The sequence below is a fragment of the Phenylobacterium aquaticum genome (genome assembly GCF_022695515.1).
Taxonomy (GTDB): Bacteria; Pseudomonadota; Alphaproteobacteria; order Caulobacterales; family Caulobacteraceae; genus Phenylobacterium; species Phenylobacterium aquaticum.
The window spans coordinates 40,023-66,183 of sequence record NZ_JALDPT010000014.1; the positions used below are offsets into that span (position 1 = coordinate 40,023).

Annotated in this window: 26 protein-coding genes, 1 tRNA gene and 4 pseudogenes; 20 read left to right on the forward strand and 11 right to left on the reverse strand. The window is 68.4% G+C overall.

Translation table 11 applies throughout. From position 1 onward, the window contains the following. Window positions 1-27 precede the first annotated feature (27 nt). The 3 genes and pseudogenes from MQH10_RS12035 (at window position 28) to hemA (ending at window position 3,076) form a co-directional block, all read left to right on the forward strand. The gene (locus MQH10_RS12035; protein WP_242564297.1) at window positions 28-780 is read left to right on the forward strand and encodes a class I SAM-dependent methyltransferase; all 753 of its coding nucleotides are present in this window, start codon (window positions 28-30) and stop codon (window positions 778-780) included. Further along, complete coding sequence (mmsB, locus tag MQH10_RS12040; RefSeq protein ID WP_336605092.1) at window positions 740-1,696, forward strand: 3-hydroxyisobutyrate dehydrogenase; 957 nt, start codon at window positions 740-742, stop codon at window positions 1,694-1,696. The genes MQH10_RS12035 and mmsB overlap by 41 nt, the downstream gene beginning before the upstream one ends. A gap of 154 nt (window positions 1,697-1,850) precedes the next feature. Then, window positions 1,851-3,076 (forward strand): annotated as a pseudogene (gene hemA / locus MQH10_RS12045) (5-aminolevulinate synthase). 195 nt (window positions 3,077-3,271) lie between these two features. Here hemA and MQH10_RS12050 read toward each other — a convergent pair. Then, a complete protein-coding gene (locus MQH10_RS12050; protein ID WP_272886887.1) occupies window positions 3,272-3,703 on the reverse strand; it encodes a Ros/MucR family transcriptional regulator in 432 nt (143 codons plus the stop codon). Window positions 3,704-3,869: 166 nt separating this feature from the next. Between MQH10_RS12050 and glyA the strand changes: the two genes are divergently transcribed. The 11 genes from glyA to MQH10_RS12105 all read left to right on the forward strand — a co-directional run bounded on the left by glyA (window position 3,870) and on the right by MQH10_RS12105 (window position 12,639). Then, entirely contained in the window at window positions 3,870-5,159 is a 1,290-nt protein-coding gene (gene glyA, locus MQH10_RS12055) for a serine hydroxymethyltransferase (RefSeq protein ID WP_242564299.1), read from the forward strand. A gap of 42 nt (window positions 5,160-5,201) precedes the next feature. Continuing rightward, on the forward strand, window positions 5,202-5,675 hold the full coding sequence (gene nrdR, locus MQH10_RS12060) for a transcriptional regulator NrdR (RefSeq protein WP_242564300.1): 474 nt from the start codon (window positions 5,202-5,204) through the stop codon (window positions 5,673-5,675). Next, window positions 5,665-6,057: a hypothetical protein gene (locus tag MQH10_RS12065; protein ID WP_242564301.1), complete on the forward strand. Its 393-nt coding sequence runs from the start codon at window positions 5,665-5,667 to the stop codon at window positions 6,055-6,057. Before nrdR ends, MQH10_RS12065 begins: the two co-directional genes overlap by 11 nt. Continuing rightward, complete coding sequence (locus MQH10_RS12070) at window positions 6,057-6,701, forward strand: RibD family protein (RefSeq protein ID WP_242564302.1); 645 nt, start codon at window positions 6,057-6,059, stop codon at window positions 6,699-6,701. Before MQH10_RS12065 ends, MQH10_RS12070 begins: the two co-directional genes overlap by 1 nt. Then, window positions 6,702-7,292 carry a riboflavin synthase gene (locus tag MQH10_RS12075; protein WP_242564303.1) on the forward strand — a complete coding sequence of 197 codons (591 nt, stop codon included), beginning with the start codon at window positions 6,702-6,704 and terminating at the stop codon, window positions 7,290-7,292. A gap of 27 nt (window positions 7,293-7,319) precedes the next feature. Then, a complete protein-coding gene (ribH, locus tag MQH10_RS12080) occupies window positions 7,320-7,784 on the forward strand; it encodes a 6,7-dimethyl-8-ribityllumazine synthase (RefSeq protein ID WP_242564304.1) in 465 nt (154 codons plus the stop codon). Continuing rightward, a complete protein-coding gene (gene nusB, locus MQH10_RS12085; protein WP_242564305.1) occupies window positions 7,781-8,236 on the forward strand; it encodes a transcription antitermination factor NusB in 456 nt (151 codons plus the stop codon). The genes ribH and nusB overlap by 4 nt, the downstream gene beginning before the upstream one ends. Continuing rightward, window positions 8,223-9,191, forward strand: coding sequence for a thiamine-phosphate kinase (gene thiL, locus MQH10_RS12090; protein WP_272886888.1), 969 nt, complete (start codon window positions 8,223-8,225; stop codon window positions 9,189-9,191). Before nusB ends, thiL begins: the two co-directional genes overlap by 14 nt. 134 nt (window positions 9,192-9,325) lie before the next feature. Further along, window positions 9,326-9,787, forward strand: coding sequence for a chemotaxis protein CheW (locus tag MQH10_RS12095; protein ID WP_242564306.1), 462 nt, complete (start codon window positions 9,326-9,328; stop codon window positions 9,785-9,787). Window positions 9,788-9,792: 5 nt separating this feature from the next. Continuing rightward, window positions 9,793-10,257: a hypothetical protein gene (locus MQH10_RS12100; RefSeq protein ID WP_242564307.1), complete on the forward strand. Its 465-nt coding sequence runs from the start codon at window positions 9,793-9,795 to the stop codon at window positions 10,255-10,257. A 222-nt stretch (window positions 10,258-10,479) separates the two neighbouring features. Continuing rightward, complete coding sequence (locus tag MQH10_RS12105; RefSeq protein WP_242564308.1) at window positions 10,480-12,639, forward strand: sodium-translocating pyrophosphatase; 2,160 nt, start codon at window positions 10,480-10,482, stop codon at window positions 12,637-12,639. 63 nt (window positions 12,640-12,702) lie between these two features. Here MQH10_RS12105 and MQH10_RS12110 read toward each other — a convergent pair whose 3' ends face one another. From MQH10_RS12110 to MQH10_RS12135, 7 genes and pseudogenes are all read right to left on the reverse strand, one after another. Then, the gene (locus MQH10_RS12110) at window positions 12,703-13,392 is read right to left on the reverse strand and encodes a response regulator (RefSeq protein ID WP_242564309.1); all 690 of its coding nucleotides are present in this window, start codon (window positions 13,390-13,392) and stop codon (window positions 12,703-12,705) included. After that, window positions 13,389-16,069 (reverse strand): annotated as a pseudogene (locus MQH10_RS12115) (DUF4118 domain-containing protein). The gene MQH10_RS12110 and the pseudogene MQH10_RS12115 overlap by 4 nt, the downstream one beginning before the upstream one ends. Further along, window positions 16,066-16,655, reverse strand: a pseudogene (gene kdpC / locus MQH10_RS12120) (potassium-transporting ATPase subunit KdpC). Before kdpC ends, MQH10_RS12115 begins: the two co-directional pseudogenes overlap by 4 nt. 92 nt (window positions 16,656-16,747) lie before the next feature. Beyond that, a pseudogene (gene kdpB / locus MQH10_RS12125) lies at window positions 16,748-18,816 on the reverse strand (potassium-transporting ATPase subunit KdpB). An 11-nt stretch (window positions 18,817-18,827) separates the two neighbouring features. After that, on the reverse strand, window positions 18,828-20,537 hold the full coding sequence (gene kdpA, locus MQH10_RS12130) for a potassium-transporting ATPase subunit KdpA (RefSeq protein WP_242564310.1): 1,710 nt from the start codon (window positions 20,535-20,537) through the stop codon (window positions 18,828-18,830). Window positions 20,538-20,550: 13 nt separating this feature from the next. Continuing rightward, window positions 20,551-20,637 (reverse strand): potassium-transporting ATPase subunit F, encoded by an 87-nt coding sequence (locus MQH10_RS27090; RefSeq protein ID WP_419720770.1) that lies wholly within the window; start codon window positions 20,635-20,637, stop codon window positions 20,551-20,553. Between the two features lie 196 nt (window positions 20,638-20,833). Next, on the reverse strand, window positions 20,834-21,322 hold the full coding sequence (locus tag MQH10_RS12135; protein ID WP_242564311.1) for an outer membrane protein assembly factor BamE: 489 nt from the start codon (window positions 21,320-21,322) through the stop codon (window positions 20,834-20,836). A 99-nt stretch (window positions 21,323-21,421) separates the two neighbouring features. On the opposite strand from MQH10_RS12135, the gene MQH10_RS12140 reads away from it, so the two are divergent. The 6 genes from MQH10_RS12140 to MQH10_RS12165 all read left to right on the forward strand — a co-directional run bounded on the left by MQH10_RS12140 (window position 21,422) and on the right by MQH10_RS12165 (window position 25,457). Further along, on the forward strand, window positions 21,422-21,967 hold the full coding sequence (locus tag MQH10_RS12140; protein WP_242564312.1) for a ubiquinol-cytochrome C chaperone family protein: 546 nt from the start codon (window positions 21,422-21,424) through the stop codon (window positions 21,965-21,967). Continuing rightward, entirely contained in the window at window positions 21,964-22,482 is a 519-nt protein-coding gene (locus MQH10_RS12145; RefSeq protein ID WP_242564313.1) for a YceD family protein, read from the forward strand. The genes MQH10_RS12140 and MQH10_RS12145 overlap by 4 nt, the downstream gene beginning before the upstream one ends. Window positions 22,483-22,558: 76 nt before the next feature. Next, window positions 22,559-23,611 (forward strand): phosphate acyltransferase PlsX, encoded by a 1,053-nt coding sequence (gene plsX / locus MQH10_RS12150; protein WP_336605089.1) that lies wholly within the window; start codon window positions 22,559-22,561, stop codon window positions 23,609-23,611. Beyond that, entirely contained in the window at window positions 23,612-24,592 is a 981-nt protein-coding gene (locus MQH10_RS12155) for a beta-ketoacyl-ACP synthase III (RefSeq protein ID WP_242564314.1), read from the forward strand. A 134-nt stretch (window positions 24,593-24,726) separates the two neighbouring features. Further along, window positions 24,727-25,029, forward strand: a complete 303-nt coding sequence (locus MQH10_RS12160) for an integration host factor subunit alpha (RefSeq protein WP_242564315.1) — start codon at window positions 24,727-24,729, stop codon at window positions 25,027-25,029. Window positions 25,030-25,043: 14 nt separating this feature from the next. Continuing rightward, a complete protein-coding gene (locus MQH10_RS12165) occupies window positions 25,044-25,457 on the forward strand; it encodes a MerR family transcriptional regulator (protein ID WP_242564316.1) in 414 nt (137 codons plus the stop codon). Between the two features lie 77 nt (window positions 25,458-25,534). Here MQH10_RS12165 and MQH10_RS12170 read toward each other — a convergent pair. The 3 genes from MQH10_RS12170 to MQH10_RS12180 form a co-directional block, all read right to left on the reverse strand. Beyond that, a tRNA-Pro gene (locus MQH10_RS12170) sits at window positions 25,535-25,611 on the reverse strand. Between the two features lie 61 nt (window positions 25,612-25,672). After that, window positions 25,673-25,870, reverse strand: a complete 198-nt coding sequence (locus tag MQH10_RS12175; protein ID WP_242564317.1) for a DUF2842 domain-containing protein — start codon at window positions 25,868-25,870, stop codon at window positions 25,673-25,675. A 32-nt stretch (window positions 25,871-25,902) separates the two neighbouring features. Further along, on the reverse strand, window positions 25,903-26,151 hold the full coding sequence (locus MQH10_RS12180) for a GlsB/YeaQ/YmgE family stress response membrane protein (RefSeq protein WP_242564318.1): 249 nt from the start codon (window positions 26,149-26,151) through the stop codon (window positions 25,903-25,905). Window positions 26,152-26,161 lie beyond the last annotated feature (10 nt).

A 26,161-nucleotide genomic window follows, 5' to 3' on the forward strand; every position in this document is an offset into this window, starting at 1 on the left:
GGGGCCGCCTGCTCATGGGAGGATGCGATGAAATCTAATCTGTTGCTGGCCGCGGTCGCGGCCATGGCCCTCAGCTCCGCCGGCGCCGCGCTCGCCGCGCCGACCGCCGCCGTCACCGCCGCCGTGGCCGACCAGGGCCGCCCCGCCGAGGACACCGCGCGCGACACCGACCGCAAGCCGGCCGAGATGCTGGACTTCGCCGGCGTGAAGCCCGGCCAGACGGTCGCCGACTTCCTGCCCGGCGGCGGCTACTTCACCCGCATCTTCGCCAAGGCCGTCGGCCCCAAGGGCGCGGTCTATGCGATCATCTCCGAGGCCCAGGCCGCCAACAAGGACAAGCCGCCGGCGGTGGCCGCCATCGCGGCCGATCCCAACTACGGCAACGTCAAGATCGTGGCGGCCAACTTCCAGACCTTCACCCTGCCGACGCCGGCGGACGTGATCTGGACCTCGCAGAACTATCATGACCTGCACCTGACCCGCCTGAACCTGGACGTCGCGGCGGTGAACAAGGCGGTGTTCAACGCCTTGAAGCCGGGCGGCTACTACATCGTCCTCGACCACGCGGCCCCGGCCGGCACGCCGGTGGACGCGGCCAACACCCTGCACCGCATTGACCCGGCCATCGTGAAGACCGAGCTGGAGGCCGCCGGCTTCAAGCTGGTCGGCGAGAGCAAGGTGCTGCGCAACCCGAAGGACGACTACACCAAGAACGTCTTCGATCCGGCCGTCCGCGGCCATACCGACCAGTTCATCTACAAGTTCCAGCGGCCGAAATAAGCCGCGAACGCATCAGGGAAGAGACCACATGACCCGCATCGCCTTCATCGGGCTCGGCAACATGGGCGGCGGCATGGCCGCCAATCAGGCCAAGGCGGGTCATGAGGTCATGGCCTTCGACCTGTCCGCCGCCGCGCTGGACCGCGCGGCGGCGGCGGGATGCCGTCCGGCCCCCTCAGCCGGCGACGCCGTCGAGGGCGCCGACGTGGTGATCACCATGCTGCCGGCCGGCCCGCATGTGCGGGCGGTCTATCGCGACGAGATCGCGCCCCGGGCCAAGGCCGGCGCGCTGTTCATCGACTGCTCCACCATCGACGTGGAAAGCGCTCGCGCGGTCGCCGCCGAGGTGACGGCCCTGGGCTTCCGGTTCGCCGATGCGCCGGTGTCCGGCGGAGCGGCCGGGGCGGAGGCGGGCACGCTCGCCTTCATGGTCGGCTGCGCCGAGGCCGACTTCGCCGCCATCGAGCCCGTGCTGGCCCCCATGGCCAAGGCCGTGATTCGGGCCGGCGACCATGGGGCGGGGCAGGCGGCCAAGATCTGCAACAACATGGTGCTCGGCATCTCGATGATCGGGGTGTGCGAAGCCTTCGCCCTCGCCGAGAAGCTGGGCCTTGATCCCGAGCGATTCTTCGAGATCGCCTCGAAGTCCTCCGGGCAATGCTGGTCTCTCACCACCTATGCCCCGTGGCCGGGCCTGGTGGAGTCCGCCCCCTCGAACCGCGACTATCAGGGCGGATTCGCCACGGCGATGATGCTGAAGGACCTGAAGCTGGCCCAGGAAGCCGCCGCCAAGGCCGGGGCCACGACGCCCCTGGGCGCACAGGCCGAGGCGCTCTACGCCCTGTTCGACCGGCTGGGGGCGGGCGGAAAAGATTTTTCGGCGATCCTGCAACTGTTTCGCGGGGTCGCGCCGTAGGCCAAGCTGGAGCGTCAATCGTCTTGATGCAAATCAAGCCCCAGCGACATCGGCGCTTGTAGACAACGTAAACCGTGGGTGCGAAAAGCCCGTCACAACAAGGGGACCGGCCGTTGCGCGAGATGGTCAAACGCGCGACCGGGTTTCAGCTTCGATGAATTACCAGGACGCCTTCCGCACCGCCGTCGACAAGGTTCGCCAGGAGGGCCGCTACCGGGTCTTCGCCGACCTCAAGCGCCATCGGGGTGAATTCCCCCGCGCCACCTGGACCCAGGATGACGGGAGCCAGGGCGACGTGATCGTCTGGTGCTCGAACGACTATCTCGGCCAGGGCCAGAACCCCGTCGTGCTCGACGCCATGCACAAGGCGATCGAGGAAGCGGCGCCGGCTCCGGCGGCACCCGCAACATCTCGGGCACCACCCACTACCATGTCGAGCTGGAGGCCGAGCTGGCCGATCTGCACGGCAAGGAAGCCGCTCTGCTGTTCACCTCGGGCTATGTGTCCAATGAGGCGTCGCTCTCGACCCTCTACAAGGTGCTGCCGGGCCTGATCATCTATTCCGACGCCCTGAACCATAACTCGATGATCTCGGGCATCCGTTCGGGTCGCGGCGAGCGTCACGTGTTCCGCCACAACGACCTGGCCCATCTCGAGGAGCTTCTGGCCGCCGCCGATCCGGCCGCGCCGAAGCTGATCGCCTTCGAGAGCGTCTATTCGATGGACGGCGACATCGCCGACATCGCCGGCACCATCGCCCTGGCCAAGAAGTACGGCGCGCTCACCTATATCGACGAAGTCCACGCGGTCGGCATGTATGGCCCGCGCGGGGCCGGCGTCGCCGAGCGTGACGGGGTGATGTCGCAGATCGACATCATCGAGGGCACCCTGGGCAAGGCCTTCGGCGTGATGGGCGGCTATATCGCGGCCGATGCGATCATCGTCGACGCCATCCGCAGCTATGCCGACGGCTTCATCTTCACCACCTCGCTGCCGCCGGCCCTGGCCGCGGGCGCGGTGGCGTCGATCCGCTATCTGAAGGAACACAACGAGGTCCGCGTCGCCCACCAGGAGCGCGCCGCCGCCCTGAAGGCCCGCATGGCCAAGGCCGGCCTGCCGGTCATGCCCTCGGTGAGCCACATCGTGCCGGTCGAGGTGGGGGATCCCGTCCACTGCAAGATGATCTCGGACATCCTGCTCAGCGACTACGGCATCTATGTCCAGCCGATCAATTATCCGACCGTGCCGCGGGGCACCGAACGCCTGCGCTTCACCCCTTCGCCGGCCCATACCGACGAGATGATGGACGACCTGGTCCGGGCGCTCGAAAAGCTCTGGACCCGCTGCAACATCAAGCGCGTGGGCGGCTACGCGGCCTGATCCGCAGTCTTCGCGGCAATCGAATAGCGGCCGGCGGACCTGGGGTTCGCCGGCCGTTTTCGTATTCCCGACAGGGCTGCGACGTCAGGGGTTCTTGCGCCGAAGGGCGGGCAGTCGCATAAGTGCCGCCAGGATCACCGGAGACCTTGGCGCTTCACTTCATTTCCCGGACGTCGAGCCCAATTTAGCGGCGCGCTATTTGCCCCGCCGCACACCCAGCCCAAGACCGATCTGCTTGGCGAAGGCGCTGCGCCTCGCCGCATAGGCCGGCGCCACCATCGGATAGTCCGGCGGCAGGCCCCAGCGCTTGCGATAGTCGTCCGGGCTGAGGTCGAAACGCGAGCGCAGATAGCGCTTCAACATCTTCAGCTTCTTCCCGTCCTCCAGGCACACGATGTGGTCCTGTTGGACCGACTTGCTGATCGGCACCGCCGGCTTGGGGCGCTCTTCAAGCGGCGCGGCGATCGCCGGCCCCAGGGTTTTCAGCGCGCCGTGAACGGTCTGCAGGAGATCCGGCAAGGCCTCCGCCGGAATCTTGTTGCGGCTGACATAGGCGGTGACGATGTCCACCCCCAGGCGAAGCAGCTCATTTTCCGAAGTCTCACTGGCTTCGGGTTCCATACTCATTCCACGCCCCTGTTCTGCGCGACGACACAAACGCCGGCGCGCCGCGCATCGGCACGCGCGCCGCCGGTCCCGGCAGAACGTTTCAGCCCGCAAGTTGGTTCCGAAGTTTGTTCCGCGCCCCGATAGCGCTTAAAGAGCGCCCAGCCGAATCCCGAAAGGCCCTGCCATGACCGTCCACGCCGCCAATTCCGTCGACGCCTTCTTCACCAGCCCGGTCGCCGACAGCGACCCCGCGATCTCGAAAGTGCTGCAGGGCGAACTGCGCCGTCAGCAGGACCAGATCGAGCTGATCGCGTCCGAGAACATCGTCTCGCGCGCCGTGCTGGACGCGCAGGGCTCGGTCCTGACCAACAAGTACGCCGAGGGCTATCCGGGCAAGCGCTACTACGGTGGCTGCGAAGTGGTCGACGAGGCCGAGCTGATCGCCATCGAGCGGGCCAAGCAGCTGTTCGGCTGCGAATTCGCCAATGTCCAACCCCACTCCGGCAGCCAGGCGAACCAGGCGGTGTTCATGGTGACCATGAAGCCGGGCGACACCTTCATGGGCATGAACCTGGACCACGGCGGCCACCTGACCCACGGCAAGAGCGTCAATCAGTCGGGCAAGTGGTTCAATCCGGTGGCCTATGGCGTGCGCGCCCAGGACCACCTGATCGACTATGACGAGGCCGCCGAGGTGGCCCGCGCCAACCAGCCCAAGGTGATCATCGCCGGCGGCTCGGCGTATTCGCGGGCCATCGACTTCAAGAAGTTCCGCGAGATCGCCGACGAGGTGGGCGCGATCCTGATGTGCGACGTGGCCCACTATGCGGGCCTGATCGTGGCCGGCGAATATCCGAACCCATTCCCCCACGCCCACATCGTGACCACGACCACGCACAAGACCCTGCGCGGTCCGCGCGGCGGCCTGATCCTGACCAACGACAAGAAGCTGGCCAAGAAGATCGACTCGGCCGTGTTCCCCGGCCTGCAAGGCGGTCCGCTGATGCATGTGATCGCCGCCAAGGCGGTGGCCTTCGGCGAGGCCCAACGGCCGGAGTTCAAGCTCTACGCCCGCCAGGTCATCGACAACGCCCGCGCCCTGGCCGACAGCCTGCAGAGCGTGGGCTTCAAGATCGTCTCCAACGGCACAGACAGCCACCTGATGCTGGTCGACCTGACGCCCAAGAGCGTCAGCGGCGTGGACGCGGAATCGGCCCTTGAACGCGCCGGGATCACCACCAACAAGAACAGCATTCCGGGCGATCCGCTGCCGCCGATGCAGACGTCCGGCCTGCGGGTCGGCACGCCGGCCGGCACCACCCGCGGCTTCGGCGTCGGCGAGTTCCGTCAGATCGGCAAGTGGATCGGCGAGGTTCTCGACGGGGTCGCGGCGGGCGGCGACAATTCCGCCGTGGAGGCTAAGGTGCGCTCGGAAGTGGTGGCGATGACGAAACGCTTCCCCATCTATGGGTAATACCTCTATTTAGGGGGTCGGTAGGCCGGGAAGGGCTACATCATGCGCTGCCCATTCTGCGGCCACGCCGAAAGCCAGGTGAAGGACTCGCGCCCCTCTGAAGACGGGGCCGCGATCCGTCGCCGTCGTCTTTGCCCGGAGTGCGGGGGCCGCTTCACCACCTTCGAGCGGGTGCAGCTGCGCGAGCTGACCATCGTCAAGCGGTCGGGACGGCGCACGCCGTTCGAACGCGACAAACTGGCCCGCTCCATCGCCATCGCCACCCGCAAGCGGCCGATCGAGCCCGAGCGGATCGAGCGGATGATCTCGCTGATCACCCGCCAGCTGGAAAGCATGGGCGAGACCGAACTGCCGTCCTCGGCGGTCGGCGAGATGGTGATGAAGCAGCTCAAGGCGCTCGATGACGTGGCCTATGTCCGCTACGCCTCGGTCTATCGCGACTTCCGCGAGGCCGGCGAGTTCGCCACCTTCCTGGGCGAGGAAGGGCTGAACGAAGGCGCAGAGGATGAACGTTAGGTCCCCGCCGACCCAGCTGAACCTCAACGGCCTTGAAACCGATGTCCTCCAGCTGCTGATCGAGGCCCATCCCGACCAGGCCGAGCTGTTACGGGCTCAGCTGTCGGGCTCGACGGTCACCTCGCGTCGCTGGACCGGCGCCGGCTTCTTCCTGAATTTCCGGGTCACAGCGCCCGAGCGGTTCGAACCTGCGAAGTTCGAACTGAACGACGTCTATGCGGACATCGACGGTCTCGACCATGGCGCCGGCTTCGTGCTGTTCATCCGAAACGGCAAGATCGATTTCCTCGAAGGCCACAGCGTCGGCGACGAGGAATGGCCCAGGACCGAAGGCCGCCATCGGGCCTTCATCATGTCGCCTGTCCGGGGCGTGCTGCACTGATGTTCGTCACCCTGAAGCTGGCGACGTCGCTGGACGGGCGCATCGCCACGTCCGCCGGCGAGAGCCGGTGGATCACCGGCCCGGAGGCGCGGGCCGAGGTGCACCGCCTGCGCGCCGCCCATGACGCGGTCCTCGTGGGCGCAGAGACCGCCCTGGCCGACGATCCCGAGCTGACCGTGCGCCTGCCCGACTATTCCGACCCCCAGCCGACCCGGGTGGTGCTGGACAGCCGCCAGCGCCTGTCCCCGACCTCCAGGCTGGCCCGGACCGCCCGCGCTGTTCCGACCTTGGTTGTGTCCGCGAGCCCGCCGAGCGCGGCTTTGACCGACTTGGGCGTGCGCGTCTTGCAGGTCGCCCCTGGGGCAGGCGGGCGTCCTGACCTGGCCGCGGTCGTGGCCCGCCTTTCGGGCGAGGGCCTCCACCGCCTGTTCGTCGAAGGCGGCGGACAGGTGGCGGCGAGCTTCCTGCGTGCGGGCCTGGTCGACGCCCTGGAGTGGTTCCGCGCGCCCCTGGTGCTCGGGTCGGAAGGCCGCCCCGGGATCGGGGCCATGGAAATCGCCGCACTTTCCCAAGCCCCGCGGCTGAAGCGGGTTGACGTCCGCGAGGTCGGTTCCGACCTGTGGGAACGTTACGAGAGGATCTGAATGTTCACCGGCATTGTCACCGATGTGGGCCGCGTCCGCGCCGTCCGCGACACCAACCGCGACCGCAGGTTCGAGATCGAGACGAAGTTCGATCTCTCGACCGTCGATATCGGCGCCTCGATCAGTCACGCCGGCTGCTGCCTGACCGTGGTCGAAAAGGCGGACGGCTGGTTCGCGGTGGAGGTTTCCGGCGAGACCCTGTCCAAGACCACCCTGTCGGATTGGGTCGAGGGCCATCCCGTCAATCTGGAGCGCGCCGCCCGGGTCGGCGATGAACTCGGCGGACATATCGTCTCAGGCCATGTCGACGGCGTGGGCGAGGTGGTCTTGATCGAGAGCGAAGGCGGTTCGCACCGGGTTCAGGTGCGCGTCCCGCGGCCGCTGCATCGCTATATCGCCCCCAAGGGCTCGATCACCGTCGAGGGCGTGTCCCTGACCGTCAACGAGGTCGAGGACGATGTCTTCGGGGTCAATCTGATCCCCCACACCTGGGACGTGACGACGCTGGGCACGCTGAAAGTCGGCTCCCGGGTCAATCTCGAGATCGACATGCTGGCGCGCTATCTCGCCCGCTGGCGCGAAACGGCCTAAAGGGTCGCTTCGAACAGGAACTGACGCATGCTTGAAGACAAGATCCGCATCCTCGTGGTCGAGGCGCGATTCTATTCCGACCTCGCCGACGAACTGCTGCGCGCGGCCACCGACGTGATCACCGCCCATGGGGCGGAGTTCGACGTGATCAGCGTGCCCGGCGCGCTGGAGATCCCCGCGGCGATCGCTGTGGCGGAGGAGGGCGGCCGCGGTCCGAGCGGCAAGTCCTATGACGGCTATGTCGCGCTGGGCACGGTGATCCGCGGCGAGACCTACCATTTCGAGATCGTCTCCAACGAGAGCGCGCGGGGCCTGATGGACCTGGCTGTGGGCAAGCGTCTGGCGATCGGCAACGGCATCCTGACGGTCGAGGACGAGGAGCAGGCCTGGGCCCGCGCCCGCGCCAGTCAGGGCGACAAGGGCGGCGGCGCGGCGCGTGCGGCGCTGGAAATGATCGCCCTGAAGCGTCAGCTGTCGGGCCAGTCGCGATGAGCAAGCCGAAGCAGGCCCGCTCCGTCGCCCGTCTGGCGGCGGTCCAGGCGCTCTATCAGATGGAGGTCTCCGGCGCCGGCGTCGAGGCGGTGATCCGCGAATTCGCCGAGCATCGGTTCGACCGGGGCATGGAAGGCGACGAGAGCGCGCCGCTGGCCCATGCGGATGAGGCCTTCTTCGCCGATCTGGTGCGCGGCGTGGTCGGGGCCCAGCGCGAGATCGACTCCGCCGTGGTCAAGCGGCTGGCCACCGGCTGGCGGCTGGAGCGGCTGGACGCCACAGTGCGCGCCATCCTGCGGGCTGGCGCCTTTGAGCTGGCCCACCGTGACGACGTGCCGGTCGAGGTGGTGATCGACGAATATGTCGACCTCGCCAAATCCTTCTTCGAGGGCCCGGAGCCGGGCTTCGTGAACGGCGCCCTCGACGGCGTGGCGCAGGATGTCCGGGCCTGAGCCCACCCATCCGGACGAGACGCCCGATGAGTTCGGGCAGATCGCCCGCCTGTTCCGTCCGCTGACGCGGGGCGCGCCTGCGGCCCTGGATCTGCTCGACGACGCCGCGGTGATTCCCCAGCGGCCGGGCTTCGATCTGGTGATCACCAAGGACGCCCTGGTGGCCGGCGTGCATTTCGAACCGGGCGAGCCCCCGGATCGGACGGCCCGGCGGCTTTTGCGGGCCAATCTCTCCGATCTCGCCGCCAAGGCCGCCGAGCCCTTCGGCTATTTCCTGATGACGGCCTGGCCGCCGGACTTCGACTGGCCTCGGCGCCAGGCGTTCGCCGAGGGCCTGCGCGAGGACGGGGCCACCTATGACGTGTCCCTGCTGGGCGGCGACACGGTCTCGACGCCCGGTCCCCTGACGGTCTCCATGACCCTCCTGGGCTGGGTTCCCGCCGGCGGGATGATCCGCCGGGCGGGCGCGCAACCCGGCGACCATGTCCTGGTGAGCGGCCCGATCGGCGACGGCTGGCTGGACTGGGGACCAGGGCAGGGACAGCTGGACCGCCGCTGGCTCGCCGAGCCCTTCCGGCTGCCCACGCCCAGGCTGGACCTGCGTGAGGCTCTGAGGGGCCACGCCCACGCCTGCGCCGACATTTCCGACGGTCTGATCGCCGACGCCGGCCATGTGGCCAAGGCCAGCGGCGTCGGCCTGAGCCTCGACCTCGATCGCATGCCCGTTTCGGCTACGGCGCAGGCCTGGCTGGCCACCCAGGCGGATCGCGCCGCAGGCCTGGTCAGGCTGGCGACCGGCGGGGATGATTACGAGCTTTTGCTCACAGCCAGTCCGGAGGGCGCCGCCCGCCTCGGCCTGCCGGTCATTGGCGAGGTCTGCGCGGGCGAGGGCGTCGAGGTCCGCGCGGGGGGGCGAATTCTGGAGATCAGCGCCGGCGGTTGGCGGCACGGCTGAGCGCCGGGACAGGACGCCGCACGGCGAGCCTCTTAACGAAGTGATCACCACGGCGTCCGATGCTGTGAGCGTCTGAGTCTTTCGATGCTCCGCAAGGGGCGCGAGGGGCGCGGTAGTCCTCAGGATCGGATGAGATGTCGGAAGAAGCCCCCCTCGAAATGATCTCGTTCCTGGTCAACGACCAGGCCTTCTGCCTCGACGTCTCGGTGATCCGCGAAATCCGCGGCTGGACGCCGGCCACCCCCTTGCCGGGAGCGCCGCTGGAAGTCCGGGGCGTCATCAATCTGCGCGGCGTGATTATGCCGGTCGTGGATTTGAAGGCGCGGCTCGACCAGGGCCTGACCGAACCTTCAAGCCGCCACGTCATCATCGTGCTCGAACTGGGTGATCGCCAGGCGGGCCTGTTGGTCGAGGCCGTGCAGGAAACCTTCAAGATCGCCCGCTCGGAGCTGCAGCAGCCGCCGTCCCTCAGCGACCCGGCGGTGATCGGCCTGGTGGGCGCGATCCTGTCGCTCGGCGGCCGCATGGTCAGCATGCTGGTGCCCGAGGCCCTGCTGCCGGAAAGCGCCATGGCGTCCGCCGCCGCCGCGGCCTGAGCCCCATGCGCCGCCTGATCCTTACCGCCGTCGCCGGCCTCGCCCTCGCGGCGGGCCCCGCCATGGCCGGGGAGGGCGGCAAGGACAAGGAAAAGGGCAAGGATCCCGGCCTCTATGTCGACCTGCAGCCTGTGGGCTTGCCGGTCGTGCTGGACGGGCGGCTGATCAACTACGTCTTCGTCTCGATCCGCATCCAGCTGACGCCCCAGGCCAATGTCAGCAAGCTGCGGGCGCAGGAGCCCTATTTCCGCGACGCCCTGGTGAAGCTTGGCCACCGCACGCCCTTCACCAACCCCACGAGCTATTCGACCCTCGACATGCCCCGCCTGAAGGCCAGCTTCGGCCAGGAGGCGGCCCGCATTTCCGGGCCCGGCGCAGTGAAGTCCATCGAGGTGGTCACCGAGACGCCGCAGAAGACCAGCGGCCTGCCGCGTCCCGCCGGCGCCAAACCGGTCAGCATCCAGCCCTGAACCCGCCCAGCTGCGGGGTGAGTCGAAAGCCTTTTCGCGTCGATCGACGACGCGTGTTGCTTCGGCGCATCACTTTTGGCAGGCTCCCAGGTCTCAATTAGGGGCGCACAAAGAGGCGTCCCAGTTCTGGGGAAACAAACAGGGGCAGGGAACAAAGCGACCGCGGTGCGTTTCAGCCGTGATCGTCCCCCCTCCGCGCAATCGCAAAGGGGCGCTTTAATCATGAGTCTTACGCTTACGCTGGTGATCGCCGCCGGTGCTTTGGCGGTGCTGTACGGGATCGTACAGACCGCTTCACTGATGCGGGCCTCGCCAGGCAACGCCCGCATGCAGGAGATCGCCGCCGCCATTCAGGAAGGCGCTCAGGCCTATCTGAAGCGGCAATACACCGCCATCGCCATGGTCGGCGTGGTCGTGCTGATCGCGCTCTACCTGCTGATCGGCCCCTATTCGGCCGTCGGCTTCCTGATCGGCGCGGTGCTTTCGGGCGCCGCGGGCTTCGCGGGCATGCTGATCTCGGTGCGGGCCAATGTGCGCACCGCCCAGGCGTCGTCCGAAAGCCTGGCCAAGGGCCTGAAGCTCGCCTTCACCTCCGGCGCCATCACAGGCCTGCTGGTCGCGGGCTTCGCCCTGATCGGGGTCGCGGGCTATTACGCCTACCTCACCGAGGCTCAGGGCCTGGCCGGCTCCGATCGCCATGTGATCGACGGACTGGTCTCGCTGGGCTTCGGCGCCTCGCTGATCTCGATCTTCGCCCGCCTGGGCGGCGGGATCTTCACCAAGGGCGCTGACGTCGGCGGCGACATGGTGGGCAAGGTCGAGGCCGGCATCCCCGAGGATGACCCGCGCAACGCCGCCACCATCGCCGACAATGTGGGCGACAACGTCGGCGACTGCGCCGGCATGGCCGCCGACCTGTTCGAGACCTATGCGGTGACCACGGTCGCCACCATGGTGCTGGCCGCCATCTTCTTCGGCGGTTCGGCCCTGCTGGCCAATGTCATGCTGCTGCCGCTCGCCATCTGCGGCGTCTGCATCATCACCTCGATCCTCGGCACCTTCGCCGTGCGGCTCGGCAAGTCCGGCTCGATCATGGGCGCGCTCTATCAGGGCCTGATCGTCACCGGCGTGCTGTCGGCGATCGCGCTCTGGTTCCTGATCCCCTCGCTGGTCACCGGCGACCTGACGGTCAATGTCGGCACCCCGCTGGAGAAGACCTTCAACGCCATGTCGCTGTTCTACTGCGCCATGGCCGGCCTGGTGATCACGGCTCTGATCGTGATGATCACCGAGTACTACACCGGCACCAACTTCCGCCCGGTGAAGTCGGTGGCTCAGGCGTCCGTCTCCGGACACGGCACCAACGTGATCCAGGGCCTGGCCATGAGCCTTGAGGCCACGGCGGCTCCGGCCATCGTGATCATCGTCGGCATCATCGTGACCTACAACCTGGCGGGCCTGTTCGGCATCGCCATCGCGACGACCGCCATGCTGTCGCTCGCGGGCTTCGTGGTCGCCCTCGACGCCTTCGGCCCCGTCACCGACAATGCCGGCGGCATCGCCGAAATGGCGGGTCTCCCCAAGGAAGTCCGCGTCACGACTGACGCCCTCGACGCCGTCGGCAACACCACCAAGGCGGTCACCAAGGGCTATGCGATCGGTTCCGCCGGTCTCGGCGCCCTGGTGCTGTTCGCGGCCTATACCGAGGACCTGAAGTACTTCGCGGCCAATGCGACCCCCGGCTCGTTCTTCGACGGCCTGGGCGCGGTGGCCTTCGATCTCTCCAACCCCTATGTCGTGGTCGGCCTGCTGTTCGGGGGGCTTCTGCCCTTCCTGTTCGGCGGCATGTCGATGACCGCCGTCGGTCGCGCCGCCCAGTCGGTCGTGGTCGAGGTCCGTCGTCAGTTCCGTGAAAACCCCGGCATCATGACGGGTGAGGTGAAGCCGGAATACGGCCGCGCCGTGGACATCCTGACCAAGGCCGCGATCCGCGAAATGATCGTGCCGTCCCTGCTGCCGGTGGCCAGCCCGATCGTGCTGTTCTTCGCCATCAACGCCATCGCCGGCAAGGTTGACGCCTTCGCCTGCCTCGGCGCGATGCTGATGGGCGTGATCGTCACCGGTCTGTTCGTCGCCATCTCGATGACCTCGGGCGGCGGCGCCTGGGACAACGCCAAGAAGGTGATCGAAGAAGGCTTCACCGACTCCAACGGCGTCCTGCATGGCAAGGGTTCGGAGGCTCACAAGGCCGCCGTCACCGGCGACACCGTCGGCGACCCCTACAAGGACACCTCGGGTCCCGCCGTAAACCCGATGATCAAGATCACCAACATCGTGGCTCTGCTGCTGCTGGCGATCCTGGCCCACGGCGTGATCGGCTAGCCGATCCCCCTGGACGAGAACGACCGACGCCCCGGAGAGCGATCTCCGGGGCGTCTTTTTGTATCAGGCCAGCCAGCGGTAGCCGACCCCGGGTTCGGTCGCGATCAGGGTGGGGACGGCCGGATCCGGTTCGATCTTCTGGCGCAGCTGGGCGATGAACACCCGCAGGTACTGGACGTCCTCGGTATGGGCCGGGCCCCAGACGGCTGTCAGCAGCTGACGGTGGGTGACCACCTTGCCGCCGCCTTCGACGAGCTGGACCAGGAGGTCATATTCCTTGGGCGAAAGGTGGAGCGGCGCGCCGGCCCGGCTGACGAGCCGCTTGATCATGTCGATCTTCAGATCGCCGACCTCGATGATCGGCGCGGCGCCGACCCTCTGCAGGCGGTGGCGCATGGCGACCCGCAGCCGGGCGAGCAGTTCGCCCACCCCGAACGGCTTCTCCACATAGTCATCGGCGCCCAGGTCGAGTGCGTCGATCTTCTCGGTCTCGCGGTCGCGGGCCGACAGGATCAGGATCGGACCGTCATAGAAGGCCCGCGCCTTCTCCAGCGCCTGCTTGCCGTCCATGTCGGGCAGGCCGAGGTCCAGCACCACGGCGTCGGGCGCCTTGCGGGCGATTTCGCGCAGGCCCTCAGTCGCCGTCTCGGCCCGGACGTGCTCATAGCCCGCGGCCTCCAGAGCCGGGCCCAGGAAGCGGTGGATCTGGGGTTCGTCGTCGATCACCAGCACGCGCGGCTTGTGGGCGCTCACAGCAACTGCTCCGGGGTCTGGCGTTCCTTGGGCAGGCTGATCAGGATTCGGGTCCCGCGTCCGTCATGGATCGGGCTGGCGGCGGCGATCCGGCCGCCCATGGCCTCGACGAAGCCCTTGGAGATGGCCAGGCCCAAGCCCGCGCCCTTGCCGCGATCGGTGGACTCCTCCATCCGGCGGAACTTCTCGAACACCTGCTCCAGCTGGGCGGTGGGAATACCGCGGCCCTCGTCCTCGATGGCGATCACCACATTGGCCCGGTCCTCATAGGCCGCCACCTCGATCCGCGAGCCGTCCTGGCTGTAGGCGATGGCGTTCTCCAAGATGTTGACCAGGGCCTGTTCCAGCAGGGAGGGGTCGGCCTTGACCATGGTCAGCTCGGGCGGGAAATCCCGGACCACCTGGCGGGATTCCAGCCGGCGGGTCACCCGGTCCACGGCCGCCCCCAGCACGTCGCGCAGGTCGACCCATTCGCGGCGGGTGACCAGGGCGCCGCCCTCCAGCCGGGTCATGTCGAGCAGGTCGCCGACATAGCGGTTCAGGCGCTCGGCCTCCTCGCGGATGGACAGCATCAGGTCGCGCTGGACCGCCTTGTCCAGGGACTTGCCATAATCGAGCAGGGTGGTGACCGAGCCCAGGACGGTGGAGAGCGGGGTGCGCAGGTCGTGGCTGACCGAATTCAGCAGGGCCGAGCGCAGGCGATCGGAGCGCAGCAGGGCCTGGGCGTCGGCCGCCTGGGCGGCGAACTCGGCGCGCTCCAGGGCCACGGCCCCCTGGTCGAGCAGGGCGCCGACAAAGCGCTCGTCCTCCTCGGCGTGGACCGCATGCGGCTCGACCCCGGCGACCCCGGCGCGGGCCCTGCCGCCCTGTAGCGGCCGGAAGGTCCAGGCGGAATTGGGTAGGGTGCCGGTGCCGGCGCCGGCGGGCTCCCCCTTTTCCCAGGCCCAGCGGGCGGCGGCGAGATCGACCGAGGGAAGGGCCTCAAGGGCCGGCGTAGCGGCGGTGAGGACGATATCGTCGTCGGACGGGGTAAGGACCACGGCGGCGCCGTTGGTCGCCGCGGCCAGCTGTTCGGCCAGGACCTGGGCGGCGGCCTCGTGACCCACGGCGGAGGACAGCCTGCGGCTCGCCGCCAGGAGGGCGGCCACGGCGGCGGCGCGGCGGGAGACCGCCCGACCCTGGTCGCGCACCCGTCCTGTCAGCCATCCGGTGATCAAGGCGGCGACGAAGAACACCGCGAAGGTCAGGACATCGGCGGGATGGCCGATCCAGATGGTCAGGCGCGGGTCGAGAAAGAAGAAATTGTAGACGAAGGCCGACACCGCCGCCGCCGTCAGGGCCGGCCAGAGCCCCAAGGTCAGGCCGCTGGCCAGCACCCCCAGCATGAAGAACATGGCCAGGTTGGCGTCGTCGCTGATCCGATCGGTCAGGAAGGCCACCGCTGTCGAGAGGCCGACTAGGCCCAGAGCGCCGAGCTGTCCGGCCCAGGGCCAGCTCGCCAGACTGCGGCGGGCCGGCCGCGGCGCGACCGCCTCAGCCTCGGCCTGCTCGGTGATCACATGCAGGGCCGCGCCCTTGGAGGCCTCGAGCAGGGAGGTGATCAGGGTCTTGCGGAACGGATTGCGGCGCGGGTGGCTCGACTTGCCGACCACGATCTGGGTGACGTTGTTCAGCCGCGCATAGTCCAGGGTCGAGGTCACCAGATCGTCACCGGTCAAGACCACCGTGGAGCCGCCCAGCTGCTCAGCGAGCTTCAGGGCGTCATTGAGCCGAGCCGAGGCCGTGGGGGAGGGGGCAGGCGCATTGGGACGCTCCACATGGGCCACGACCCAGGGGGCGTCCATCATCATGTCTGACAGCCGCCGTCCGGCCCGCACAAGGGCCCCAGCCATGGCGTCCGGCCCCACCAGCACCAGGATGCGTTCCCCGGCCGCCAGGGGCCCTGGACGCCTGCGCGCTTCATGGCCCCCAGCAGCTGGTCGTCGACCGTCTGAGCCGCCCGGCGCAGGGCGAGCTCGCGCAACGCCGTCAGGTTTTCAGGCTTGAAGAACCGCTCCGCGGCGATGCGGGCGGTGTCGGCCATATAGACCTTGCCCTCGGCCATCCGCTGGCGGAGCTCCGAGGGGGTGATGTCGATCAGCTCGATCTCGTCGGCCCGCGACAGGGCCGAGTCGGGGACGGTCTCGCGCTGGCGCACCCCGGTGATCCGCCAGACCACCTCCTTCAGGCTTTCCAGGTGCTGGACGTTCAGGGTGGTCCAGACGTCGATGCCCGCGCTCAGGATCTCCTCGACGTCCTGCCAGCGCTTCTCATGGCGCGAGCCGGGCGCGTTGCTGTGAGCGTATTCGTCGACCAACAGCAGCTCCGGCCGCCGGGCGATCGCCCCGTCGATGTCGAACTCCAGGAGCGTGCGGCCGCGATAGTCGATCGGCGCGCGGGCCATGACCTCCAGGCCCCGCAAGAGGGATTGGGTCTCGCGCCGGCCATGGGTCTCCACCACGCCCACAACGACGTCGCCGCCCTCGGCCTTTCGGCGTCGGGCGGCGCGCAGCATCTCGTAGGTCTTGCCGACCCCAGGCGCCATGCCCAGGAAGACCTTCAATCGCCCCCGACCGGGACGCGCCGTGGCGGCCAGCAGGGCGTCGGGGTCGGGGCGGAGCGGTTCGTCCGGGCTCATGCGGCCGGAGCGTGCCGCACGGGATAGCGGGCGTCGAGCGCCAGGTTGACCTTCAGCACATTGACGTGCGGCTGACCGAGGATTCCGAGGGTGCGCCCCTCGGTATTGGCGGCGATCACCGCCTCGATCTGGCTCGCCGTCACGCCGCGGGCCAGGGCTAGGCGCGCGACCTGGAAGGCGGCGTATTCGGGCGTGACATGGGGATCGAGCCCGGAGGCCGAGGTGGTCAGGGCGTCGGCCGGGACCGGCACGCCGGGTCGGTCGGCGGCGATCGCCTTGGCGCTGTCGGTCTCGCGCTTGATCAGGTCGGGGTTCAGCGGGCCGAGATTGGAGCCCGACGAGGCCGAGGCGTCATAGCCATTGGTCCCGGCGCGGACGGCCGCGGATGCAGATATTCCGGACGGGCGAAGGCCTGGCCCAGCAGGGCCGACCCCACCACCTGGCCGCCGGAGCGGACCAGGCTGCCGCCGGCCTGCCAGGGGAACAGGACCTGGCCCAGGCCGGTGACCGCCAGGGGATAGGCGACCCCCAGCAGCAGGGTGAAGAAGATCGTCGAGACGATCGCGGGACGAAGGGTGGCGAGCATTGGGGCTCTCCTAGAGGACCGCGCCGAGAATGGCGCAGGTGAAGACGATGGCGAGAAGGCTGGCCGAGACGAGGAGTTCGCGCATGACCGCCTCAGGCCAGGCCAAGGGCGGTGACCAGCAGGTCCACCAGCTTGATGCCGACGAACGGCGCGATCAGTCCGCCCAGGCCATAGATCGCCAAGTTGCGGGACAGAAGCTTGCCGGCGCCGATCGCCCGGTAGGTGACCCCGCGCAGGGCCAGGGGGATCAGCATGACGATGATCACGCGTTGAAGATCACCGCCGAAAGGATCGCGCTCTGGGGGCTGGTCAGGCGCATGATGTTCAAGGCGCCCAGGGCGGGCAGGGAGGTGACGAAGATCGCCGGGATGATGGCGAAGTACTTGGCCACGTCATTGGCCACCGAGAAGGTGGTGAGCGCGCCGCGGGTGATCAGCATCTGCTTGCCGACCTCGACGATCTCAATGAGCTTGGTCGGGTCAGAGTCCAGGTCGACCATGTTGCCAGCCTCGCGGGCGGCCTGGGCCCCGGTCTGCATGGCGACGCCGACGTCGGACTGGGCGAGGGCCGGGGCGTCATTGGCCCCGTCACCGCACATGGCCACCAGCCGACCCTTGGCCTGTTCCTCGCGGATCAGCCGCAGCTTGTCCTCCGGCGTCGCCTCGGCCAGGAAATCGTCCACCCCGGCTTCCGAAGCGATGGCGGCGGCGGTCACCGGGTTGTCGCCGGTGATCATGACGGTGCGCAGACCCATGCGGCGCAGGTCGGCGAACCGCTCCTTCACCCCGGGCTTCACCACGTCCTTCAGGTGGATCACCCCCATCAGGGCGCCGTTCTCGCTGACCGCGAGCGGCGTGCCGCCGGAGCGGGCGATGCGGTCCACCGCGGCCATGAGCTCGGCGGGAACCTGCTTGGGCTCCAGCGACAGCGACTTCAGCACCGCGTCGACCGCGCCCTTGCGCCAGGCGTTTCCGGCGTGCTCCAGGCCCGACTGGCGGGTGGTGGCGCTGAACGGGATGACCGTCGCGCCCTCCGGCGCGGTCAGGGTCAGGCCCTGGTCGCGCGCCAAATCGACGATCGAACGGCCCTCCGGCGTCTCGTCGCCCAGCGAAGCCATCAGAGTGGCGCGCAGTGCGGCCTCCGGGCGGACGCCGGGGGCGGGGATCACCTCGGTCGCCATGCGGTTGCCGAAGGTGATGGTCCCGGTCTTGTCGAGCAGCAGGGTGTCGACGTCGCCGGCCGCCTCGACAGCCCGGCCGGAGGTCGCCAGCACATTGACCTTCAGCAGCCGGTCCATGCCGGCGATGCCGATGGCCGAAAGCAGGCCGCCGATGGTTGTCGGGATCAGGCAGATGAACAGGGCGCCCAGCACCAGGGGATCGAGCTTCACGCCGGAGTATGCGCCCAGGCCCAGCAGGGTGACCGTGGCGATCAGGAAGATCAGGGTCAGGCCGGCCAGCAGCACAGCCAGCGCGATTTCATTGGGAGTCTTTCGGCGTTCCGCGCCCTCGACCATGGCGATCATCCGGTCGAGGAAGGTGTCGCCGGGCGCCGAGGTGATGCGCACCTTGATCCAGTCGGAGACCACGGTCGTGCCGCCGGTCACCGCCGAACGGTCGCCGCCGGATTCCCGGATGACAGGCGCGGATTCGCCGGTAATGGCCGCCTCGTTCACCGAGGCAATTCCCTCGACGATCTCGCCGTCGGCCGGCACGACGTCGCCGGCCTCGACCAGCACGATTTCGCCGATCCCGAGCTTGTGGGCGGGGGTGGGCACGATGGTGCCGGTCTTGGGATCGATGATCAGCTTGGCCTTGGTGGTCACCCGCGAGGCCCGCAGGGAATCGGCGGCGGCCTTGCCGCGGCCTTCGGCGACGCTCTCCGCCAGGTTGGCGAACAGCACCGTCGCCCAGAGCCAGAGCGAGATCTGGACCGCGAAGCCCGCCGCGACGCCGGTGGCGATGGCCACCACGTCCGAGATTGTCGACAGGATGGCGACCACCTCGGTGGCCATGATGACCGGGTTGCCGACCAGCTTGCGCGGGTCGAGCTTGAGGACGGCGGACAGGGCCGCCTGGCCGAGGATCTTCGGCGACAGGCTGTTCGTCAGCGCCGAGGCGCTGCGGCGACGGGCGCCGAGAGGGGAAGCTTGCATGGACATGGTGATGTCTCTCAGTGGCCTGCGACCGCCTGGAGCACCTGGAAGTGCTCGACGATCGGGCCCAGCGCGAGGGCGGGGAAGAACTGCAGGCCGCCCATGATCAGCACCACGCCGATCAAGAGGCCGACGAACAGCGGGCCGTCCGTGGGGAAGGAGCCGCCCGTGGGGGCGAGCTTGGGCTTGGCGGCCAGGGCCCCGGCGATGGCGAGCACCGGCACGGCGTAGGCGAACCGGCCCAGGATCATGGCGACGCCGAGGGTGGTGTCCCAATAGGGCGCGTTGGCGGTCAGGCCGGCGAAGGCCGAGCCGTTGTTCCCCGCGGCCGACGAGTAGGCGTAGACGATCTCGGACAGACCATGAGGGCCATGGTTCAGGAGGCCGGCCAGCGCCGTGGGCAGCACGGCGGCCACCGCCGAGAAGCCCAGTATGGCGGTCGGCAGGATCAGCACCGCCAGCATGGCGAACTTCACCTCGCGAGCCTCGACCTTCTTGCCCAGATATTCCGGTGTGCGGCCGACCATCAGGCCCGCCACGAAGACCGCGATCAGGGCCATGACCACCATGCCGTAGAGGCCGGAACCCACGCCGCCGGGAATGATCTCGCCCAGCTGGATGAGGAACAGGGCCACGCCGCCGCCAAGCGGCATCAGGCTGTCATGCATGGCGTTGACCCCGCCGTCCGAGGCGCCCGTGGTGGCCGCCGTCCAGATGGCGGTCGAGGGTGCGCCGAAGCGGACCTCCTTGCCTTCCATATTGGGGCCAGGCGCGGCGTGGGCGGCGACCTGGGCCGGCGCGGGCTGGACTTCGGCGGCGTAGATCGCCGCGGCGCCCAGGCTGAGCAGGATGGTCATGACGGCCACCAGGGCCCGGGCCTCGGCGTGCGCGAAGGCGACCCGGCCGAAGGCGACGACGCAGCCGAACGACAGGGCGTTCATGATCACGATCTCGATGAGATTGGTGATCGCGTTAGGGTTCTCGAAGGGGTGGGACGAATTGGCGTTGAACACGCCGCCGCCATTGGTGCCGAGCTGCTTGATCGCCTCCTGGCTAGCGGTCGGATAGAGCGAGATGGTCTGCTTGGCGCCCTCCAGGGTCGTCGCATCCACATGGGCGGCGAGCGTCTGGGGCATGCCCAGGCCGACGAAGGCGACCGCGATGACCAGGGAGAGGGGCAGGAGGACGTAGAGGCTGATCCGGGTCAGATCGACCCAGAAATCGCCCAGGGTCTCACCCCGATTGGCGGCGAAGGCGCGGGCCAGGGCGGCGGCGACGGCGATGCCGGCGGCGGCCGACAGGAAGTTGTGCGAGGTCAGGCCGGCCATCTGGGAGAAGGTCGAGACCGTGGTCTCCGGCACATAGGACTGCCAGTTGGTGTTGGTGACAAAGCTGATGGCGGTGTTGAACGCCAGGTGCGGCGTCAGGCCCGCAAATCCCTGCGGGTTGAGCGGCAGCAGGTTCTGGAAACGCAGGATCAGATAGAGCAGCACGAAGCTGGCCGCGCTGAAGGCCAGGAACGCGCCTGTGTAGCCCAGCCAGGTCTGCCCCTTGTCGGGCTTCACCCCGCAGGCCGCATAGATCGCGCCCTCCACCGGCTTCAGCACCGGATCAAGCCACGTGCGGTCGCCGCGCCAGACGCGCGCCAGATAAATGCCGATAGGCCAGCCCAATCCAACGATTAGGGCCAGCGTCAGGGCGATTTCCGCCCATCCTTGCCAGTTCATGGAAATGTGTCCGTCAGAAGCGATCGGGTCGCAGCAGGGCGACGATCATGTAGAGGCCAACGCCGACGGCGCCGGCGGCCCAGAGCAGGCTCACCAGCATGGTCAGACGCGCCTCAGGGCGGCGGCGTAGGCGCCGAGCCCGATGAAGCAGCCCACGCCCAGGGCCAGGAAAAGGAGATCAAGCATGTGCGTTCGCTCGCGTGGATCAGGCGGCGAACCTGCGCTTCAGGCGCGTAAGGTCTCCACGCGCCTTCGATCAGGCGCGCATAAGGACCGTATAAAGATCGGGTCTTGGACTAGCGGCGGTCGCCCGGACGCTGGCCGGGAACGCCCTCATCCTCGGCGTTGGGCAGCATCTGGCCGCGGCCGACCGAACCGATCAGCTGCTCCATGATGGTCAGCTCGCGGCCGCGGGTCGGGGTTTCACGACCGTTGAAGGCGATGACCTTGCCGTCCTTGAGGCTGAGCTGGTTCACCGAGGTCACCACTTCGGAGTCCTTGTCGAACTGGATCGCAGTGATGTCGCGGCGCGTGGTGACCGGCTTGCGGAACGCCACGGTCGCCTTGATCTGGTCGATATAGAACCAGGTGTTCGGGTCGAAGGTGGAGGTTTGGGACGGCGAGCCCAGGCGATTGCGCACGGTGGACTTGGTGTCGGTTCCGACCTTCACGTCCTTGGGATTGGCCTCGATGGCCTGAAAGCCCGAATAGGTGGTGATCGGCGTACACGCGCCCACGGCCAGCAGGCTGGCGGCTATGGCGGCATAGGCGGCGCGTCGAAGCATATCGGACCCGTTCATTTTCCCTGGGCTTTGACCTATCGCTCGCGGCCCCTTACTGCAATGCCGCCCTTAAGCCCGTCTGAGGGCGAAATCGAGGCCAAGATGTTCCTGGATCGTCTGTTCCGTCCCCGGCCCGCCCAAACCGCGGGGCGCGCGCTCTATGCCGCCGTCGTCGCCCAGGCACGCGAGCCCTTGCTGTACAGCGATTGCGGCGCCCCCGACACGGTCGAGGGCCGCTTCGAACTCTATTCGCTACACGTGGTGCTGCTGCTGGATCGCCTGAAGCGTCAGGGCGCGGTCGCCGCCGAGGTTTCCCAGGTGCTGTTCGACACCTATGTGCGGTCCCTGGACGACGCCCTGCGCGAAATGGGCGTCGGCGACCTGTCGGTGGGCAAGAAGATGCGCAAGCTTGGCGAGGCCTTCTATGGCCGGGTGAAGTCCTATGAGGCCGCGTTCGACGCGCTGCCGGACGAGACCGCCTTGCAGGCCCTGCTGGTCCGCACGGTGTTCGACGGCGCCGACGCCGCCGGCGCGCCGCGGCTGAGCGCCTATATCCTGGCCCAGAAGGCGGCGCTTGCGGCCGCGCCGCTCGACGCCCTGGTGGCGGGCACGGTTCCCTGGGCCGCGACCGCCGGAGCCGTCGCATGACCTGGACCCATCCGATTCGCCTGGCCGATCTGGCCCGCGGCCCGGTCCGGCTGAAGCTCGAGGCCGACGAGGCGACGCGCAAGACGCTCGCCAAGTCGCTGGATCTGGTCAGCCTCAAGTCCTTCCAGTGCGACATGACCATCCGGCCCTGGCTGGACGGCGCGGAGATCGACGGGCGGCTGCTGGCCGTGGTCGAGCAGACCTGTGGCGTGACCCTCGACGACTTCGACCAGACGATCGACACCCGCTTCGACCTGCGGGTCGTGCCGGCCGGCAGCCCCAATGCTCCGGCTGAGTCGGAGGGCGGCGAGATCGAACTCGACCCTGAAGCGCCCGATCCGCCGGACGTGCTGGAGGGCGACGTGATCGACGCCGCCGCCTACGCCCTGGAGCATCTCGCCCTGAACCTCGATCCCTTTCCCCGCAAGCCGGGAGCGACCTTCGACTACACGCCCGAGACCCGTGAGGAATCGCCCTTCGCGGCGCTCCTGAAACTGAAGGGCGGCGAGGGGTGAGGGCGCGTTTGTTTGCAAGCGAGACCGCCGGCTGTATCGTCCGGCCGCGCATGAGCACCGGTCCGGACGCCGCCAAGTGAGCCAAACTCAGGTCATTTCAATCGACGCGATGGGCGGAGACTACGGCCCCAGCGAGACCGTGCCCGGCCTCGCCCTGGCCGCCCAGGCCCTGCCGGGCGTGCGATTCCTGCTGCATGGCGACGAGGCGAAGATCGCCCCCGAGCTCGCCCGCCAGGCCGCGCTCAAGGATCGGGTCGAGGTGCGCCACACCGAGAAGGCCGTCGGGTCCGACGAGAAGCCGGCCACGGCGCTACGCCGCGGCAAGGGCTCGTCCATGTGGAACGCCGTCGAGGCGGTGAAGACCGGCGAAGCCCTGGCCGCCGTCTCCAGCGGCAACACCGGCGCCCTTATGGCGATCTCCATGCTGATCCTGCGGATGAGCGTAGACGTCGAGCGGCCCTGCCTGGTCGCCAACTGGCCGGGCGCCAAGGGCCTGACCACGGTGCTGGACGTGGGCGCCAATATCGACTGCGACGCCGAGCGTCTGGTCGAGTTCGCGATCATGGGCGAGGCCTATCACCGGGCGGTTCATGGCGTGGCGCGCCCGACCGTCGGCCTGATCAATATCGGGTCCGAGGACGTAAAGGGCCACGAGGAGGTCCGCCAGGCCCACGCCATGCTGAAGTCCGGCCGGTTCGACCTGGACTATCGCGGCTTCGTCGAGGGCGACGACCTGTCCAAGAACACCGTCGATGTCGCGGTCACCGACGGCTTCAGCGGCAATCTGATGCTGAAGACCGCCGAGGGCACCGGCCGCTATGTCGAGGCGGCGCTCAAGGCCGCCCTGACCAGCTCGCCCCTGTCGATGATGGGCGCCATGCTCGCCCGCAGCGGCCTGCTGGGTTTCCGCGAGAAGCTCAATCCGCCCCGCGCCGCGCCGCTGCTCGGTCTGAACGGCGTGGTGGTGAAGTCCCATGGTGGCGCCAAGGCCCGGGATTTCGGCGACGCCGTCCGAATGGCCGCCGGTTTCCCGCAAGGCGACTTCGCCGCCGAGATCGAACGCAATATGACGCGGCTCAGCGCCGCCCTGGCCGCGAGCCACGAGCCCACCGTCGAGGAGCCGTCCTGAGTGTCCAAGGTTTTGCGTAGCGTCGTCACCGGCGTCGGCGGTTACTTGCCCGACGAGGTGGTGACCAATGACGATCTGGCCAAGATCGTCGACACGACCGACGAGTGGATCCGCGAGCGCACGGGCATCCGCCAGCGTCACCGCGCCGCCCCGGATCAGGCTGTCTCGGACCTCGCCGTCGAAGCAGCCCAGCGCGCCCTGGCGGCCGCGGGTCGCACCGCGGCCGATGTCGACCTGATCATCGTCGGCACGACGACAGCGGACCTGACCTTCCCGGCCGTGGCGACCATCGTCCAGCGCAAGCTGGGCTGCCCGGTCGGCATCGCCTTCGACGTCCAGGCCGTGTGCTCGGGCTTCGTCTACGCCCTGTCGACCGCCGACGGCTTCGTGGCCCGGGGACGCGCCAAGTGCGCCCTGGTCATCGGGGCCGAGACCATGACCCGGCTGATGGACTGGACCGACCGTGGCACCTGCGTGCTGTTCGGCGATGGGGCCGGCGCCGTCGTGCTGGAGCCGGGCGAAGGGGAGGGTGACATCTCCGACCGCGGGCTCCTGGGCTTCGCCCTGCGCGCCGACGGGACCAAGCAGGATCTGCTCTATGTGGATGGCGGGGTCTCGACCAACGGCCAGATCGGCCATCTGCGCATGCAGGGCAACCAGGTGTTCCGCCACGCCGTGGTGAACATCTCCGAGGCCGTGATCGCCGCGGCCAAGGACGCCGGCGTCGCCGTGGCCGATGTCGACTGGTTCATTCCGCACCAGGCCAATAGCCGCATCCTGGAAGGCGTCGCCCGCCGGCTGGGGATCGACGAGAGCAAGGTGATCTCCACGGTGGCCGAGCACGCCAACACCTCGGCCGCCTCGATCCCGCTGGCCATGGCCCAGGGCGTGGCGGACGGGCGCATCAAGCCGGGGCAGCTCCTGCTGCTGGAAGCCATGGGCGGCGGCCTGACCTGGGGCGCCTGCGTCCTGCGGCTTTAGGACTTCCTGCAATCTAGCCCTTGAAGTCTTTGACCTGATGCGACAATCAAGTCATGAGAGGTTTCCGAGGGCGGACTGATCGGGCGACCGATCGAACCCGTCCTGTGTGTGTTTAGCTTGGGGCAGGGGCGAGTATGAAAGGCGCTACGGTAACGCGAGCGGACCTTTGTGAGGCCGTTCACGAGGAAGTCGGACTGACCCGCCAGGATTGTTCCGAGCTGGTCGAGCGGACGCTCGAACTGGTGGCGACCGCTCTCGAAGACGGCGAACAGGTCAAGCTGTCCGGCTTTGGCGTATTCCAGGTCCGCGCCAAGCGCGCCCGCATGGGCCGCAACCCCAAGACCGGCGAACCCGCTGCCATCGAACCGCGCCGCGTGATAGGCTTCCGGGCGTCGCAGGTCATGAAGGCGCGGGTCGACCGCGCCCTGTCGCGGTGAGGTCGCTCTAGTCCGTGAGCAAGGGCCCGGACGCCTTTCGAACCATCTCGGAAGCGGCCGATGAGTTGGACGTGCCTCAGCACGTCTTGAGATTCTGGGAGACGCGGTTCTCCTTCATCCGTCCGATGAAGCGCGCCGGGGGGCGGCGGTTCTACCGGCCCCAGGACATCGCCGTGCTGCGCGGGGTCAAGACCCTGCTGCACGAGGACGGCTACACCATCAAGGGCGTGCAGAAGCTGCACAAGGATGAGGGCCTGAAGCGGGTGCTCGCCGCCGCCGGCCCGCGTCCGATCCGCGCCGGATCCGGCCCCACGCCGTCGCTCGCCAATGTCGATCTGGATGACGCCAGCCGCCTGCGGCTCACTTCCGCCCTCGACGATCTGCTGGCCGCCAAGGCGCGGCTCGACGCCCTGCTGGGGCGCAGCTAGGGCCCGCCGGGGCCTGCATTTGAACATCTTGGAGAAGAGTGGCTCCTCTGGGGGAGGAGCCCTTGGTCGTCCGCCGATGGTCGGGGCGACAGGATTTGAACCTGCGACCCCTTGACCCCCAGTCAAGTGCGCTACCAGGCTGCGCTACGCCCCGACATCGGTGGAGGGGTCTTCTAACGCCTTGCGTCGGCCGGGCAAGCGCAAATTCGCAGCGGCTACTTTCCGCGGTTCATCCACGCCAGCAGCGGCCGGAGCGGAAGTCCCCAGGCGGTCCCGATCACGGCGAAATAGATCAGCTTCACCACCATATTGTCGGGGAGCCGATCGGACACGGCGGTGGCGGCCCAGATGTAGAAGGCCAGGAACACCAGGAGGCCTGCGCCTCCGATGAGTTTGCGTACGCGTGCGGTCATGCACGGCGTGTACAGGCCCGCGGCCGGGCTTGTCACCTGCGGCGCAGCAGGGTCAGGACCGAGAGCAGTAGGATCGCCCCCACGGTCGAGACCGCCAGGCCGCCCAGCACGCCGCCGAACCGGACGTCCAGCAGGTCCGCGATCCAGCCGCCGAGCAGCGCCCCGGCAAGCCCAACGAGCAGATTCGCAAACAGGCCCTGGCGGCGTCCCAGCACCCGGGTGGCGATCCAGCCGGCCACCATGCCGACCAGCACGACCCCAAGAATTCCGATGCCGTGCATGGTCTGGACC

Excerpts from the sequence above, each read along its gene's own strand:
- glyA (WP_242564299.1), top strand. The coding sequence starts at position 3,870 with ATGACCGTCCACGCCGCCAATTCCGTCGACGCCTTCTTCACCAGCCCG.
- MQH10_RS12160 (WP_242564315.1), top strand. The coding sequence starts at position 24,727 with ATGAAAGGCGCTACGGTAACGCGAGCGGACCTTTGTGAGGCCGTTCAC.
- MQH10_RS12175 (WP_242564317.1), bottom strand. The coding sequence starts at position 25,870 with ATGACCGCACGCGTACGCAAACTCATCGGAGGCGCAGGCCTCCTGGTG.
- MQH10_RS12070 (WP_242564302.1), top strand. The coding sequence starts at position 6,057 with ATGTTCGTCACCCTGAAGCTGGCGACGTCGCTGGACGGGCGCATCGCC.
- MQH10_RS12035 (WP_242564297.1), top strand. The coding sequence starts at position 28 with ATGAAATCTAATCTGTTGCTGGCCGCGGTCGCGGCCATGGCCCTCAGC.
- MQH10_RS12050 (WP_272886887.1), bottom strand. The coding sequence starts at position 3,703 with ATGAGTATGGAACCCGAAGCCAGTGAGACTTCGGAAAATGAGCTGCTT.
- MQH10_RS12105 (WP_242564308.1), top strand. The coding sequence starts at position 10,480 with ATGAGTCTTACGCTTACGCTGGTGATCGCCGCCGGTGCTTTGGCGGTG.
- kdpA (WP_242564310.1), bottom strand. The coding sequence starts at position 20,537 with ATGAACTGGCAAGGATGGGCGGAAATCGCCCTGACGCTGGCCCTAATC.
- nrdR (WP_242564300.1), top strand. The coding sequence starts at position 5,202 with ATGCGCTGCCCATTCTGCGGCCACGCCGAAAGCCAGGTGAAGGACTCG.
- MQH10_RS12140 (WP_242564312.1), top strand. The coding sequence starts at position 21,422 with ATGTTCCTGGATCGTCTGTTCCGTCCCCGGCCCGCCCAAACCGCGGGG.
- MQH10_RS12135 (WP_242564311.1), bottom strand. The coding sequence starts at position 21,322 with ATGCTTCGACGCGCCGCCTATGCCGCCATAGCCGCCAGCCTGCTGGCC.
- MQH10_RS12065 (WP_242564301.1), top strand. The coding sequence starts at position 5,665 with ATGAACGTTAGGTCCCCGCCGACCCAGCTGAACCTCAACGGCCTTGAA.
- thiL (WP_272886888.1), top strand. The coding sequence starts at position 8,223 with ATGTCCGGGCCTGAGCCCACCCATCCGGACGAGACGCCCGATGAGTTC.
- nusB (WP_242564305.1), top strand. The coding sequence starts at position 7,781 with ATGAGCAAGCCGAAGCAGGCCCGCTCCGTCGCCCGTCTGGCGGCGGTC.
- MQH10_RS12095 (WP_242564306.1), top strand. The coding sequence starts at position 9,326 with ATGTCGGAAGAAGCCCCCCTCGAAATGATCTCGTTCCTGGTCAACGAC.
- ribH (WP_242564304.1), top strand. The coding sequence starts at position 7,320 with ATGCTTGAAGACAAGATCCGCATCCTCGTGGTCGAGGCGCGATTCTAT.
- MQH10_RS12180 (WP_242564318.1), bottom strand. The coding sequence starts at position 26,151 with ATGCACGGCATCGGAATTCTTGGGGTCGTGCTGGTCGGCATGGTGGCC.
- MQH10_RS27090 (WP_419720770.1), bottom strand. The coding sequence starts at position 20,637 with ATGCTGGTGAGCCTGCTCTGGGCCGCCGGCGCCGTCGGCGTTGGCCTC.
- MQH10_RS12145 (WP_242564313.1), top strand. The coding sequence starts at position 21,964 with ATGACCTGGACCCATCCGATTCGCCTGGCCGATCTGGCCCGCGGCCCG.
- MQH10_RS12075 (WP_242564303.1), top strand. The coding sequence starts at position 6,702 with ATGTTCACCGGCATTGTCACCGATGTGGGCCGCGTCCGCGCCGTCCGC.
- MQH10_RS12100 (WP_242564307.1), top strand. The coding sequence starts at position 9,793 with ATGCGCCGCCTGATCCTTACCGCCGTCGCCGGCCTCGCCCTCGCGGCG.